The organism is Sporosalibacterium faouarense, assembly GCF_016765695.1.
GTDB classification, from domain to species: domain Bacteria; phylum Bacillota; class Clostridia; order Tissierellales; family VENL01; genus Sporosalibacterium; species Sporosalibacterium faouarense.
This window is the reverse complement of record NZ_JAETGO010000027.1, coordinates 17778-32210: the sequence shown is the minus strand read 5'-3', so window position 1 is coordinate 32210 and position 14433 is coordinate 17778. Positions and strand designations below refer to the sequence as shown.

At 29.9% G+C, this 14433-nt stretch carries 15 protein-coding genes; 5 read left to right on the top strand and 10 right to left on the bottom strand.

Annotated elements, in window-relative coordinates:
* Nucleotides 1-136: 136 nt before the first annotated feature.
* The gene (locus tag JMO20_RS04295; RefSeq protein ID WP_243414626.1) at nt 137-598 is read right to left on the bottom strand and encodes a MarR family winged helix-turn-helix transcriptional regulator; all 462 of its coding nucleotides are present in this window, start codon (nt 596-598) and stop codon (nt 137-139) included.
* 227 nt (nt 599-825) lie between these two features.
* Here JMO20_RS04295 and JMO20_RS20575 point away from each other — a divergent pair, with 227 nt between their 5' ends.
* Nucleotides 826-1830 (top strand): peptidoglycan DD-metalloendopeptidase family protein, encoded by a 1005-nt coding sequence (locus tag JMO20_RS20575; protein ID WP_341533979.1) that lies wholly within the window; start codon nt 826-828, stop codon nt 1828-1830.
* Between the two features lie 22 nt (nt 1831-1852).
* Nucleotides 1853-2281 carry a bactofilin family protein gene (locus JMO20_RS04285; protein WP_202708303.1) on the top strand — a complete coding sequence of 143 codons (429 nt, stop codon included), beginning with the start codon at nt 1853-1855 and terminating at the stop codon, nt 2279-2281.
* Nucleotides 2282-2292: 11 nt separating this feature from the next.
* Here JMO20_RS04285 and JMO20_RS04280 read toward each other — a convergent pair whose 3' ends face one another.
* From JMO20_RS04280 to JMO20_RS04260, 5 genes are all read right to left on the bottom strand, one after another.
* Complete coding sequence (locus JMO20_RS04280) at nt 2293-3183, bottom strand: diacylglycerol/lipid kinase family protein (protein WP_202708302.1); 891 nt, start codon at nt 3181-3183, stop codon at nt 2293-2295.
* 146 nt (nt 3184-3329) lie between these two features.
* Nucleotides 3330-4193 carry a DUF4438 domain-containing protein gene (locus JMO20_RS04275; protein ID WP_202708301.1) on the bottom strand — a complete coding sequence of 288 codons (864 nt, stop codon included), beginning with the start codon at nt 4191-4193 and terminating at the stop codon, nt 3330-3332.
* Nucleotides 4194-4205: 12 nt separating this feature from the next.
* Nucleotides 4206-4940, bottom strand: a complete 735-nt coding sequence (locus JMO20_RS04270) for a glycerophosphodiester phosphodiesterase (RefSeq protein ID WP_202708300.1) — start codon at nt 4938-4940, stop codon at nt 4206-4208.
* A gap of 12 nt (nt 4941-4952) precedes the next feature.
* Nucleotides 4953-6617: a hypothetical protein gene (locus JMO20_RS04265; protein WP_202708299.1), complete on the bottom strand. Its 1665-nt coding sequence runs from the start codon at nt 6615-6617 to the stop codon at nt 4953-4955.
* 340 nt (nt 6618-6957) lie between these two features.
* Entirely contained in the window at nt 6958-7152 is a 195-nt protein-coding gene (locus JMO20_RS04260; protein WP_202708298.1) for a hypothetical protein, read from the bottom strand.
* A 237-nt stretch (nt 7153-7389) separates the two neighbouring features.
* On the opposite strand from JMO20_RS04260, the gene JMO20_RS04255 reads away from it, so the two are divergent.
* The 3 genes from JMO20_RS04255 (at nt 7390) to JMO20_RS04245 (ending at nt 12231) form a co-directional block, all read left to right on the top strand.
* Nucleotides 7390-9141: an ABC transporter ATP-binding protein gene (locus JMO20_RS04255; RefSeq protein ID WP_202708297.1), complete on the top strand. Its 1752-nt coding sequence runs from the start codon at nt 7390-7392 to the stop codon at nt 9139-9141.
* A 14-nt stretch (nt 9142-9155) separates the two neighbouring features.
* A complete protein-coding gene (locus tag JMO20_RS04250; protein ID WP_202708296.1) occupies nt 9156-11270 on the top strand; it encodes an ABC transporter ATP-binding protein in 2115 nt (704 codons plus the stop codon).
* A gap of 160 nt (nt 11271-11430) precedes the next feature.
* Entirely contained in the window at nt 11431-12231 is an 801-nt protein-coding gene (locus JMO20_RS04245; protein ID WP_202708295.1) for a histidinol-phosphatase HisJ family protein, read from the top strand.
* A gap of 21 nt (nt 12232-12252) precedes the next feature.
* On the opposite strand, the gene JMO20_RS04240 is transcribed toward JMO20_RS04245, so the two are convergent.
* From JMO20_RS04240 to JMO20_RS04225, 4 genes are read right to left on the bottom strand one after another with little or no spacing between them, the layout of a single operon-like run.
* Complete coding sequence (locus tag JMO20_RS04240) at nt 12253-12495, bottom strand: hypothetical protein (RefSeq protein ID WP_202708294.1); 243 nt, start codon at nt 12493-12495, stop codon at nt 12253-12255.
* 35 nt (nt 12496-12530) lie between these two features.
* Complete coding sequence (locus tag JMO20_RS04235; RefSeq protein WP_202708293.1) at nt 12531-12716, bottom strand: type Z 30S ribosomal protein S14; 186 nt, start codon at nt 12714-12716, stop codon at nt 12531-12533.
* 60 nt (nt 12717-12776) lie between these two features.
* Entirely contained in the window at nt 12777-13532 is a 756-nt protein-coding gene (locus tag JMO20_RS04230) for an OmpA family protein (RefSeq protein WP_202708292.1), read from the bottom strand.
* A complete protein-coding gene (locus tag JMO20_RS04225) occupies nt 13516-14319 on the bottom strand; it encodes a motility protein A (RefSeq protein WP_202708291.1) in 804 nt (267 codons plus the stop codon). The genes JMO20_RS04230 and JMO20_RS04225 overlap by 17 nt, the downstream gene beginning before the upstream one ends.
* Between the last annotated feature and the right edge of the window lie 114 nt (nt 14320-14433).

Genomic DNA, 14433 nt, shown 5'->3' with positions numbered 1-14433 from the left:
CTTCTGAAGAAAAAATATGTAAATTTGTTGATAAATACTAAAAACCTAAGTGTACTTATATTCATACTATAATTGATAGCTGGTATAATACCATTACAAATAAAAACATGAATAATAGTAAACTTAGGTTAATAATCTATTCCTCTTCTGTTTGGTTGTCACCTTTCATAGCTAAATACAAAGACTCTAGACTTTTCATTAAAAAGGTCTTATCCTCTTCTTTAAAATTTCTTAGCTTGTCAGATAAGAAAAGTCTTCTTTTATCTAGAACCTTATCGACTACATCGTGTCCCTTCTTTAGAACTTGTATTCTTACGACCCTTTTATCTTTCTTATCCTTGGTTCTTACGACCAATTCGTTTTTCTCCATTCTATCAATTAAATCTGTTATGGTACTGCATGCTAATTTCATCTTCTGACTCAGTTCTCCAATAGTCAAGTCTCCATCACTTATTAGCCATTGCAATGCGATAAATTGCGGACCCGTTATATTAAAGTCTTTCAGTATTTCCCTTCCTTTTTTTCTTATAATATGATCAGTCTTTCTTAAGTACCTCTCTATGCCGATTACACTTTCTCCAACATCTATATTTTTCAATTTTCGAACCTCCATTTTACTTCGGTATACTAAATATATTATCATTTTATTTACTTCTTAGCAACACTTCTAAGTTTCCACTCTATGAAAATTATTATTTTAAAAATAGTACTCTGGTCATATTATTGAACTTGTACACATATTTTTGTCAATAAAAGAAGGTTTTCGATTTCTTTTATAGAATATTATTTCTACGAAGAAGAATTTTTGTAAAAGGTGGGAGCAGCGTGAATTCAAAAAACACTAGGTCTAAAAAATCAAAATCATTTTCACTATTAATAGTTCCCCAATCTAATGATGTTAAGCAATTTAATGTGGCATCGTGGATACCAAAGCTTCTGATATTACTTATTATTATAACCATATCCTCCTCAAGCTATTTTATTTGGGATCTGTATACCTCTTTTAGTGATTTACAAGATGACTATATTGTTAAATCAAAGAGGCTGGATACTCTAACGAATATCACTACAAATCAGAAAGAAGAAATCAAGGTCTTAGAAGCTACTATCTCTGAATTTAATGACGAATTAGAATCAATATCAGAGTTACAGCAAACTGTAAAAAGTCTAGTTGGTCTTGATGGACAACCTAAGGAAGAATCGAAGGAAAGTAATGATTCGTCTACGGAATCAAAAAATACAGATGCAAAATTAAAAAGCTCTACTTCTATTACTAGAGGTACTATTCCTATCCTAAGAAAGGATTCGCTAAAGTTAGAGGATATACCTAGCACCCAAATACAAATAAACTCAATATCTCAAATGTTAGAAAAAAGTCAAACAGATCTTAATGTTCTAATTGAAGATGTTGAACAAAGACTTGATTATTTAGAGGCTAAACCTAACTTAGAGCCAACTAAGGGAAGTATTACTTCTCCTTTTGGTTATAGAAAAGATCCCTTCACTGGTGGTACAGATTTCCACTCAGGGATTGATATCGCCAACTGGTATGGGACAAAGGTTAAAGCCGCTGGAAGTGGAGTTGTAACATTTGCAGGATATAATGGTAGCTATGGATATGTTATTGTTGTTAAACATGGCTATGGATATGAGTCGATATATGCTCATAATAGGAAGCTCTTAGTTAAGGTTGGCGACAGAATTAAAAAGGGACAAGTAATATCTGAGATGGGTAGTACAGGAAGAAGTACTGGACCCCACCTTCATTTTGAAGTCAGGTATCATGGAGATCCAGTAAATCCATTAACTGTTTTAAACAATGATGATTAACATCTGATGAGGAGGTAATAAAATGCTAGGAAAAGGTTCAAAGGTATCTAATAAAATGGATACACTAATAGGTCAAAATACTAAATTAGAAGGTAAAATTGAAGCTAAAGGTACTGTAAGGCTTGATGGCGAACTTGTAGGTGATTTAGTAATTGAGGGTAGTATAATTATAGGAAATAAAGGTGTAGTTAAAGGTAATATTATCTGCAATAATATTGTTATTTCTGGTACTGTTGAAGGAAATATAGATTGTAAAGAACAATTACATCTAACAAACGCCGGACATATTAATGGTGATATTAAGGTTAAATCTTTCATTGTAGATGAAAATGCAGTTTTTGAAGGAAAATGTAAAATGCAAATTGATGGGAAAAGCTCAAATTCTTTAAATAAAGGAGATAAAAACCCTTCATCTGAAAAGAAATCGCAAAAAGCTGACAAAGGAGCCTAATGGCTCCTTGTTTATTTTATAAATATTTTAAAACAACCTGGTACTACTTTAAAAGTTGCAGGTAATTCACCACCATATTCTCCATCTATATCTACATCTATTGGATTATCACAATCAATAGTAATCTTTTCAGTCCTAAAATATTTAACTTTTGGATGATTTATGTGCTCGCCTTTTATTAAGTCTATTAATATAGTAATAATATCTTGAATTTCAGATTTTCTAATAATGATAGTATCAAGTTTACCATCCATTATATCTGCCTTCGGAGCTAGCTTTTTAAATCCGCCAATATAAGAGCTATTAGATATTAAAAACAAAGCTATCTCTTCACCCATTATGGAGTATTCTTCACTTTCAATATTTACCTTAAATGCATTAAACATTTGCCTCGGTATTTCCTTTAACCCTTCCATATAATATGCCATCCTTCCTAGAACTGTTTTCACTTCACTAGGAACCTGATGGGCAATGTTAGTCAACAGACCTCCAGCAGCCACATTAACAAAATAGCTATCATTAATTTTTCCAAGATCAGCATCAAGTGTTTTCCCATTCATTATCATGTTGCAAAACTCTTTAGCATCTTTAGGTAATCCTAAAGAATTTGCGAAGTCATTTACTGTCCCAGCTGCTAATATAGCAACCGGAATCTTTCTCTCACTCTTAGCTATACCACTAGCTACTTCATTAATTGTTCCATCTCCTCCACAAGCGACAATTATATCCCAGTCTTCCTTGCATGTCCTTATGGTTTCATTCATTGCATCATATTTCTTTTCTGTTGCAAATTTACCTAATATGTATCCATTATCTAGTAGTATTTTGCATATCAAATCTAGTCTACGTTGAATAGTCTGAGTTCCTGAAGATGGATTATATATTACTCTTATCTTTTTCATAATATTCTCCTACCTTAATAATCTAGTTTACACATATATTCCCTATTTATAAATTATAAAACATAATAAATCATTATATATCAAATAAAGAAAAAAATCCAGACAGTTAAATTTTAACCACCTGGATTAAAAGTATACTTCTATGGTTATCCATTTACACCCATATAATTTGCAATATTAGCAGACTTAGACACTTTTCCTATAATCTTATTTTCTTTACAGGTTAAAATAGTAGTTATGCCAGGCCCATGACCCATTTTAATACAATCACTATGTATTACAACACCTATACTTATTGCACCTTTCAGATATCCTCTACCATAACTATTATCACAATCTCTCAATAACACCAAATCTCCAAATCTTAATTTATCTAACCCCCACTTTTTGACTTCTTCTTTATCAGCAGTCATTATATCATAGTCTCCATTATAACTACTTGAAGAACCAATTCCTGATCCCATAAGGTATGGAGGTACCTCTGCCACTACAGGAACACTTATTTTCCCATCTAAATCTTCAATTCCCAGCTTTGAGAACAACTCTGGATCAATATTCATAACCTTTATGTCTGGATAATCCAATAGTTTCATTCCTTGTCCCCAAGACTTAATAAGTATCTTATCATCCGTAGTCATTTTCTCTAAATCTTCTTCAGAAAAATAAACCAGTACATGTTCGATTCCACCATGAGTACCTGTAACAAAACCTTTTGCACCTTTAGCATCCCCTGTGACGATCCTAGCTTCATTTCCAATACAAGATAAAAGATTTAACCCTCCATTTGCATATTTATCACTATTTTTTATACTCACTCCTGGCTCTACATGGTCACCTACCCAATCCATCGCTGAATCACCTATCTTAACATTATAAGTAATTCCTCCCGTTGCAGGTAAGGCCATAGACTCTCCTTCATGACTTAATCTATAAGGATTAAGAGCCATGGGATGATGTACCTTGCCTTGAACTGATTGCTTCACTAATTTATCTTTATTAGTTTTCATCATATCATACCTCCTCTAGTATATTCCTTCTAATATCTTTTTAGCTTTATCTGGATAATTTGTGATAATACCATTTACCCCTAAATCTATGACTTTCTTCATGTCTTCATCACAATTTACAGTATATGTATTAATCTCAACATTTCTTTCCTTGCATTTTTTTATAAGATCAGGATAAAGTGCAAAATAAATTGGGTGTATGACATCAATATTTAATCTAATTACATAATCCCAAGGATTTACTAAGCCACACATATACAATGCTCCTGTCTTAATACTGCTATTTATTTCTTTTATTTTGATTAAACTATAATGATTAAAAGAAGATATTATTGTTCTATCCATTAATTTAAATTTTTCTAGAACTCTTATTACTTTTTCCTCTATTTTGTCATATTGAATTATTCCATTTTTCAGCTCAATATTAATAAGAATATCTTTCCCTTGAAATAAATACAAAACCTCTTCTAAGGTTGGTATCTTCTCATTAGCATACTTTTTATCATACCAGTATCCAGCATCTAACTTCTTTATCTCATCTAAAGTAAGATCCTTTATAAAGCCTATTCCATTAGTTGTTCTATCTACTCTTTCATCATGACAAACTATTAACTTGTCATCCTTACTTATATGAACATCTAGTTCTATTCCATCGGCCCCCATATCTATTGCTTTCTGAAAGGATATCATAGTATTTTCAGGGGCGTGTCCCGATGCTCCCCTATGAGCAATAACAAAAGTCTTCTTCATCATTATCATCTCCTACTGCGCTAATGACTTAAATAAGTTAAATGGTACGTAAATTAGATTTGACAGATATAAATCTAACACTATAAAAAATATAATATATGGAAAATATTCACTTTTCTTACGCTCCTTATAAAATAAATATGTAACCAATCCCGTAATTAGATTTATAAGGATAGGCATTACATACGGTACTATAGAGGTTGTCAAAATATCTGGCATCATTGCTATAGCTGAGGATAAATAAAAATTATTATCAAATCTAATAAAGTTTATTAAGATATAAGTTATTATAAATAAAGCTAACTTTAATTTTTCTTTCCTGATATTTAACATCTTAATTATAGCAAATACTCCTAGGAAAGCAAATACTATGTATGTTATATTTATAATTCCAGTTGTCATTATTATATATGTAAATGCAAAGATTGGGGCTGTTATAGCCTTTAAAAATGCACTGATATAATCAGATTTTGTTAGTTTCTGAGCATTTGCTACGAAAATATCATTATTGCTATTTACATTTAAAGCATACTGGGTCCCTGAAGTAATATCTAAAAATATTAAATATTCACCATGATTTGTTGCCATAATCGCTGGCTTAATAGAGATGCTCTCAGTATTACTTAGAAATTCCGGTTCAGAAAGATTACCATCCTCTTTAATTTCTAACTTAAATACATCAGGCTTTACAGCATATTTATTTTTTTGATTCAGTCCCGTAGTTATTAACTGTACCTTTGAATCATTTTTGTGTAATAAGAAATCTTCACCTACTTCACTAACATAATCAATGTCACCTTGCATTATATACTTTTTACTTTCTTCATTTAATGTGTTTTTATCAATGATTCTTATATCACCATATACACTTCTAGCTCCACCAGAAACTTGAGTTGCTTCATAAAGTAAATAATATTTGTTATTAAGCTCAGTTATTTCAAAATCATTAAGACTAGAATTAGTACCTAGCTGTTTCTCTCCTAATTTTTTTATTTCTTGCGCTTCTCCATTTTCAATACTACTATATAATACTTCCACCATATTATTGTTTGGTTTATTTACTAAGAAAATATATTGTTTATTATCAATCTCTTTATAAATTACCTTATATAGATTCCATATGTTATCAAGGGTTATGATATTCTTGACCTTTCCGTTTATCATCTCACTAATATAAACCTTGTCTTTATTAAATGCTTGAATAACGGATTTATTGCCAATTTTATTAGCATCAAATTTAGTAACTTCTTTAAAGACAGTTTTTGGATTTCCAAAACCAGCTTCACTCTCAAATTGATTTAAATATAATGTTTTACCTTCCACATAAAACAATTTATCATCTACCAAATCTACATTCCATTTACTTGTAACCTTTATTGTCTCATCTTCTACTTTTCCACTTTTTATTACTTCCCCACTTTTTTCTAATAAAAAATAGTTTATGCTTCCATCTTTATTAAAAGTAGTTGTTAAAAGCTTGTCTCCCAGATCCCCTATCAAAGGATTCCAACTATTTTCACTAGTACCAACCTGTATACTTCTTCCCCATTCTTCTGAAAAAGTCTGAGTCTGAACACTTAAGTTAAACATCATATGTATCCCTATAATGACCAAAGATATGATTAATATTGCAATAATCGTTTTATAATACTTTCTATTTTCACCATATGTAGTCATCAAATTCCCCCTTTTAGTTGATGCATTTTTGTCATAATGATAGTCATATATTTAATTTGTGCTATTATTCCTCCTTTTTTAATTAATTAGACATAAATTATTAGTTTAGAAACTATATATTTGTAAATTAATTCTATTTTTCCATAAATTTTAATTTACAATTTCTTTAGTTAATAATTATGTGCTATATTTTACTTTATTATTATAATTATACCAATGGTAATAAAAAAAGTGAATTATCAGAATGTTTTTAATTATTACACTTTCTTAATAATATTAGTTGAAATTAGTTAAAAAAGAAGTGGCATGATTGCCACTTCACTTTTAAAATACCAAAAAATTATTTTCTATTTTCTGTTTTATCCAAAATTGCTTGTAATCTTCTAGCTTGCATTCCAGTCTCTTCAGCAAACATTTTAAAGGTCTCCGCTATTTCTGTATCACTGGTATTTTTGGAAAACATTTCATAATCTCTAACCATTTCTTGTGCATCTAATAATTTCTTTTTAATCATGTCTTTTTGATCCATATTCATAAAAATTCCACCTCCTAAGATTTTATCTATATTATTTTTTCTTACATTAGACTTTTATATGTACAATGACTTTTTATTTATAATAAAAAATAAGTTACAAAAAAATTAGAAATATTACTTTTTTTTAATATATAATATTTTTATATGAGAAGGTAATATATTTTGAGTATCGAAATAATTTATAGAGAATAGTATTTTTTATATTTATTTTGACCGAAAAGGAAGAGGAGGTATGACATGGGAAGCTTTAAGACTCTTAAGGATTTTTTTATTAAACATAAGTGGTACTATATTATAGGCATAGTTTGGTTGCTTATTGTAGATATAGTGCAATTGATTGTTCCTCAAATTTTAAAGACAGTTACTGATTTATTAGAACAAGAACTGCTAACCACAAGTGAGTTGTTAAAGTATGCTGGATATATTATTCTAACTGGATTAGTTATTGGTCTAGGAAGATATTTCTGGAGAATATATATCCAAGGTACTTCAAGAAAGCTAGAGTACTATATAAGAAACAAGCTATTTCAACATCTTCAAACTTTGTCTACTAATTATTTTAATAGACATAAAACAGGAGATTTAATGGCCCACGGTACTGAAGATATTAACAGAATTAGAACGGCATTAGGGCCAGGTATTGTTATGATAACAGATGCTATTTTTATGACAGTTGCAGTTTTATTTATGATGATAAAAACAACTAATTTTAAATTAGCTATACTAGCCCTTATTCCATTGCCTTTCCTGGCAATTACTGTTGGTAAGTTTGGAAAGATTATATTTAAGCGTTCAAAGTTGGTACAAGAATCATTTTCTGACCTTTCAGACAAGGTTCAAGAGAATTTTTCAGGTATAAGGGTAGTTAAATCCTTTGTGCAAGAAAAACAAGAAATTGAGAAGTTTACTGAATCAAATCAACGTAATTTTAGTGCTAATATGCATCTAATAAAAATTCATGGTTTATTTGACCCAATGGTTAACTTTATTTCTGCTCTTAGTTATCTAATTGTTATATGGTATGGTGGAACCTTAGTAATAAGAGGTACCATATCATTGGGAGATTTTGTTGCCTTTACTAGTTATTTAGGCTTGCTAGTATGGCCAATGATGGCATTAGGATTTGTCATAAATATACTTCAAAGAGGTGCAGCTTCAATGGATCGTATAAATACGATTCTTGGTGAAAATCCAGAGATTTACGACCATGAAAACATAATAGATAAAACAAATATACAGGGAGAAATAGAATTTAATAATGTATCCTTTAAATATCCAAGTAGTAATGAATATGCCCTTAAAGATGTTAGTTTTAAGATTCCTAAAGGCTCCACTCTAGGCATTGTTGGTAGAACTGGAAGTGGAAAGACTACAATTGTTAATTTATTATTGAGATTATTTGAAATAGATGAAGGGGAAATCTTAGTTGATGATATACAAAGCTCTAAAATTCCACTAAAAACTCTTAGAGAACATATAGGTTATGTATCTCAAGATAATTTCTTATTCTCTAATTCAATAAAAAGTAATATTGCCTTTGCATTTGAAACTGAGGTTGAGGATAGTAGAGTTCATGAGGCAGCTAAAATTTCAGAAGTATACGATAATATAATGGAGTTTCCAGAACAATTTGAAACTGAACTAGGAGAAAGAGGTGTCACACTTTCTGGTGGCCAAAGACAGAGAACAGCTATGGCAAGAGCCATTATTAAAAACCCTAATATTTTAATATTAGACGATAGCTTATCAGCTGTTGATACTCAAACCGAAGAAAGAATCCTAAGTAATTTAAAAAATGTAATGGAAGATAGAACCAATATAATTATTGCTCATAGGATTTCCACTGTTAAAAATTCAGACGAAATAATCGTATTGGATGAAGGTAAAATTATAGAAAGAGGAACCCATGAGGAACTATTAAAAGTCAATGGACTTTATAGAGACATTTATGAAAAACAATTGCTTGAAGAAAAACTAAAAAATGAATAAGGGGAGGGGATAATATGGCAAATATACATAACGAAGAAACCCTCGGTAAGGCCTATGATTCTAAGCTTATGAAACGATTACTTTCTTATGCTAAACCTTACTGGTTCTTAATTTTAATATCAATCATACTGGTAATGTTTGTCACTGGAACACAACTGGCTAGACCTTATATTATTAAGTTAGCTATAGATGATCATATTAGTGCACATACAACTCCAATGTATGTTTTCAATAAAGGAGATTCACCTGTTGATGGTATAGAATTTGAAGATAAAATTTACGTTAGAGAAAATAAACTATCTCAGGAGCAAAAAGAAAGATACATGGATCTTGAAAAGGAAATGCTTATTAAAGAAAAAGGAGATTATTACCTTATAAATGGTATTATTGAGATAGAGAGTCAGAATGTTAATAAGTCGGAGATAACAGTAAAAGAGGACAATGGAAATTATAATATTGTGTCTAACAATAAAGAATACTCAGCAAGATTACTTTCAAACGAAGAGTATTCAATCTTTAGAGAGAACGATCTTAACGGACTTTCCAATCTTGGTATAATCTTTCTAACTATAATCGTTTTAGGATTCATCTTTAACTATGCTCAGGTATATATACTGAATTATGCAAGTAAGAAAATTATATTTAATATGAGACAAGAGATTTTCTCACACCTTCAAAAAATGTCTTTAGCATACTTTGATAAGAATCCAGTTGGTAGACTTGTTACTAGAACAGCAAATGATACTGAACGACTAAATGAAATGTATACAGATGTTATGGTTAATTTGTTTAGAGATATTTTCAAACTAGTAGGAATAATAATAATTATGCTACAGTTAAATTTAAAGCTAGCTCTCTTAAGCTTTACAGTAGTACCTTTTATTTTAATTGCTTCCGCTATATTTAGATATCATATAAGACATGTCTATAGAGCAGTTAGAATAAAAATTGCTAAAATTAACTCTACATTAAATGAGAACATCACTGGAATGAAGACAGTTCATATATTTAAGAAAGAAAACAAAAAGTTTAGAGAATTTGATGAAATTAATACTGATTACTTAGAAACAACTAAGAAACAGGTTAAAATCTTTGCTACCTTTAGACCTGCTATTGAAATCATAAGATCAGTTGGAATAGCTCTCATCATTTGGTATGGTGGAGGCAGAGTATTAATGGGAGCTGTTGAATTCGGTGTTTTATACGCTTTCATTAATTATTTGCAAGAGTTCTTTAGACCAATTATGGAATTAACTCAAAAGTATAATATCTTACAGGCCGCTATGGCTTCATCTGAAAGAATATTTAAGATCCTAGATACTAAGCCCGATATCAAAACAGTTGAAAAGCCAAAATCTTTAAAGAAAATTAAGGGAAAAATTGAGTTCAAAAACGTTTGGTTTGCTTATGAAAAGGAAAACTGGGTCCTAAGAGATGTAAGCTTTACTATAAACCCTGGTGAATCTGTTGCCCTTGTAGGAGCTACCGGAGCTGGTAAATCTTCAATTATCAATCTTATTAACAGATTCTATGATATTCAAAAAGGTGAAATCTTAATTGATGGTAAAAATATAAAAGAAATAGACAAATATGAGCTTAGAAAACATATAGGAATAGTTTTACAAGATGTTTTCTTATTTACAGGAAATATTAGAGATAATATTAGATTAAATAATGAAAATATTGACCAAGATAAGGTAGAAGAAGTCGCTAAATATGTAAACGCTCATAAATTTATAAGTAAACTACCATCTAAATATGATGAGCCTGTTATGGAAAGAGGTTCAACGCTATCTTCTGGACAAAGACAATTATTGGCCTTTGCTAGATCTTTAGCCTTCGATCCAGATATTCTGGTCTTAGATGAAGCAACGTCCAATATTGATACAGAAACTGAAGTACTTATTCAAGATGCATTACTTAAATTAATACAGAATAGAACTTCTATAGCCATTGCCCATAGACTTTCAACAATACAACATTCTGATAAAATAATTGTTCTTCACAAAGGTAAAATTAGAGAAATGGGTAACCATCAAGAATTGCTTGATAAAGGTGGAATATACTATGATTTATATAGATTGCAATATAAAGAGAATTTCACGCCAGAGGATTCAGAAATATTATAAATCTATAATTGTTTAATTCATACTATATTTTAAATTTGTTAATTATTTTCTTATTTGGAATTCAAACAGAAAAAATACAATCTGTTAATATGTTTGTATTTTTTCTGTATTTTTTATAAAATGATTCTGTATTAAAATTATTCTAGGAGTGACGAGATTAATGTATGACTTTCATGTTCATAGTAGCTTTTCAGGTGATTGCAGTTATTCAATGGAGGATATGATAAAGGGAGCTATCAGAGTAGGAGTCAAGTCTATAGCTTTTACGGACCATATAGATTATGAATATGGTTCTCCTGATATAAATTTTGTTTTTGATGTTAAAGATTACTTAAAGGATTTTAATAAGCTTAAGAATAAATATGGTGATCAACTAAATCTGCTTATTGGTGCAGAAATTGGTATGCAACCTCATCTAAGCAAGAAAAATCTAGACTTTATTAACAGCTGTGATTTTGATTTTATCATTATGTCAACTCATGTGGTTCAAGGTTCAGATCTACATGTTGGTAATTATTTTAAAGAAAAAAGTTCTAAAGATGTTTATGAGAAGTATTATGAAGAAGTACTTTCTAATTTAAATAGTATTAATAATTTTGATGTCGTTGGTCATTTAAATTTAATTGAAAGATATGTAAAATACATGGATGAAAAGTTACATTTAGATGATTATAGAGAGCTTATGTCAAAAGTATTAAATGAAATAATTTCTATGGATAAGGGAATAGAGTTAAATACCTCTGGTATACGTTATGGTATAGAATCCTTTCTACCAAGTAATGAGATACTAAAGCTTTATAAAGAACTTGGCGGAGAAACTATAACCATAGGTTCTGATGCTCACAATCCTAAAGATATATGCAGTCACTATAAAGAAGCAATTGACGTTTTGAGAAGCTTAGATTATAAATATATAACAGTTTATAAGAATCGAAAAAAGCGATTCATAAAAATAGATTAGGGACCATGCCCTAATCTATTTTTATTTCATCACTTTATTTATAGTCACTCTTTTATCATTGCTGCAATTCTCACATTGATATAAATGAACACATTTATTATGGGATACACCATCTACTTTTTCAGTTATATCACTGGCTAAATATGGACTATAATCATCTAAATAGTCTACTAAGGGTCCTTGGTCAGTCATATTACTTCTACATTTTGGACATTCCAGTTTATATTCAACTAGTCCATTGCATAAAGGACATATTAACTCCATACCTATCCCTTTCCTTTCTTGTGTCTATTTTTGTATTACCAACTGGCTTTCCTAACACCTGGTATCTCACCTTTATACGCTAACTCTCTAAAACAAATCCTACAAACCCCGAATTTCCTTAAATAACCATGAGGTCTACCACATATTCTACATCTATTGTACCTCCTTGTCTTGTACTTAGGTTTCCTCTGCTGCTTAACTTTCATTGATTTCTTAGCCAATTTAATACCTCCATATTTTAATTTAATATTAGACTACCCAAATAAAAATAAAAAATAAGCCTAATCAGGCTTATTTAGTATAGTAATCTCTATTCTCCTATTTTTACTTCTTCCTTCAATTGAATCATTATCTTCAATAGGATTATGTTCCCCCCAACCTATTACAGAAAATCTTTCAGGACTCATTCCTTTTTCCTGAACAAAATACCTCACAACACTAATAGCTCTAGCTGAAGACAATTCCCAATTAGATGGAAATCGCTCCGTATTAATAGGCACATTATCAGTGAAACCTTCAATTCTAATTTCATTCTCTAAGTCTTGTATTTTATCAGCTATTTTCTCTAGAATTACATATCCTTCATCAGTTAAATCTGCTTGAGCACTATTAAAAAGAATGCTATCCTTAAATCTAATAAGCAATCCATCATCCTTTTGAATGAGATAAACGTCATTTAATAGCTCATTATTTCTTAAATATTCAATAAAATTCTCGTTTGAAGTAGTTATATCTTTTTCAATATTTTTTAATTTAAAAAGCTCTTCAGCTAAAGTTACATTAGTTTCCTCAAGTTTCTGGTTTTCTTTTTCTAAATTTTCATTTTCACCCTGCAATTCAGTCTTTTCTGTTTCTAAAACATCAACTCTACTATTTAGCTTTTCTTTAATATCATAGAGTATACTATTCTCATTTGCTGATGTTACGAAAAATATAATGAAAAAGCATAATACAATAGTGACCATATCACTATATGTTAATATCCAATTACTAGATATATCTATCTCTTCATTATTAGTTTTATTTAAATACTTCATATGAATTTCTCATCCCTTCCACAGAAGTAGCACGTGGATAAGTTAATTTCTCATCATCCATCAACATTGAATTCATTTTATCAAAAACATTTCTAGTGGAGTCATTCTTAGCAATTAAAATAATTCCTTCTGTAATAATTTTATACAGTAGCATCTTCTTATCAATAAAATCTTTAACTCTACCCATTAATGGTACAGCCATAAAGTTTGCAATTAGAGCTCCATAAAGGGTACTAACTAAAGCCGTAGCCATATTAGAAGCTATTAATTCAGGCTGGTCAATATTGGACAATAGCCCTACCATTCCTACTAAAGTCCCAACTAACCCGAAGGCTGGCGCAACCTGAGCTATCATTTTAAGAACATTATAAGTTCTATATAGATTTACTTCCTTAGCATGTATTTCTTTGCTCAAAACCGTTTCTATATCCTCTGATTTTTCGTAATCACATACTAGTGTTAAGCCATTTTTAATAAAGCCATCCTCTTCTTTTTCAATATCACTTTGAACCTTTAGTGTACCAGCTTTCTTGATTTTCACTGCATATCTATATATTTTGAAAATCGCAACTTCATAATCAATATCATTTTTAAAGCTTTCTTTAATTAGTTTTACCGATGAGAGCAAAGTATTAAAGGGATAACTTATAATTATTGACAGTACAATACCAGCAATAATAAGCTCTAAAGCTTTTAGATTTATGAAGTCATTCAGTGAAATACTTCCTAAAACTGAGTGTACTAATAATATTAACAATAATGTAATGACTAATATTCTATACTTCATTTAAACTCTCCTCTACATAATCTCTCTTAAATTGTATCATATTTCTACAAATTTTACATTTACATATTTGAGGAAATCAACAAGAGAGTTCATTAAAGAAGTATTAATTTAATA

Coding starts and splice junctions, on each gene's coding strand:
- JMO20_RS04250 (WP_202708296.1), top strand. CDS start 9,156: ATGGCAAATATACATAACGAAGAAACCCTCGGTAAGGCCTATGATTCT.
- JMO20_RS04225 (WP_202708291.1), bottom strand. CDS start 14,319: ATGAAGTATAGAATATTAGTCATTACATTATTGTTAATATTATTAGTA.
- JMO20_RS04240 (WP_202708294.1), bottom strand. CDS start 12,495: ATGGAGTTAATATGTCCTTTATGCAATGGACTAGTTGAATATAAACTG.
- JMO20_RS04265 (WP_202708299.1), bottom strand. CDS start 6,617: ATGACTACATATGGTGAAAATAGAAAGTATTATAAAACGATTATTGCA.
- JMO20_RS04260 (WP_202708298.1), bottom strand. CDS start 7,152: ATGAATATGGATCAAAAAGACATGATTAAAAAGAAATTATTAGATGCA.
- JMO20_RS04270 (WP_202708300.1), bottom strand. CDS start 4,940: ATGAAGAAGACTTTTGTTATTGCTCATAGGGGAGCATCGGGACACGCC.
- JMO20_RS04245 (WP_202708295.1), top strand. CDS start 11,431: ATGTATGACTTTCATGTTCATAGTAGCTTTTCAGGTGATTGCAGTTAT.
- JMO20_RS04275 (WP_202708301.1), bottom strand. CDS start 4,193: ATGATGAAAACTAATAAAGATAAATTAGTGAAGCAATCAGTTCAAGGC.
- JMO20_RS04255 (WP_202708297.1), top strand. CDS start 7,390: ATGGGAAGCTTTAAGACTCTTAAGGATTTTTTTATTAAACATAAGTGG.
- JMO20_RS04285 (WP_202708303.1), top strand. CDS start 1,853: ATGCTAGGAAAAGGTTCAAAGGTATCTAATAAAATGGATACACTAATA.
- JMO20_RS04230 (WP_202708292.1), bottom strand. CDS start 13,532: ATGAAGTATTTAAATAAAACTAATAATGAAGAGATAGATATATCTAGT.
- JMO20_RS04280 (WP_202708302.1), bottom strand. CDS start 3,183: ATGAAAAAGATAAGAGTAATATATAATCCATCTTCAGGAACTCAGACT.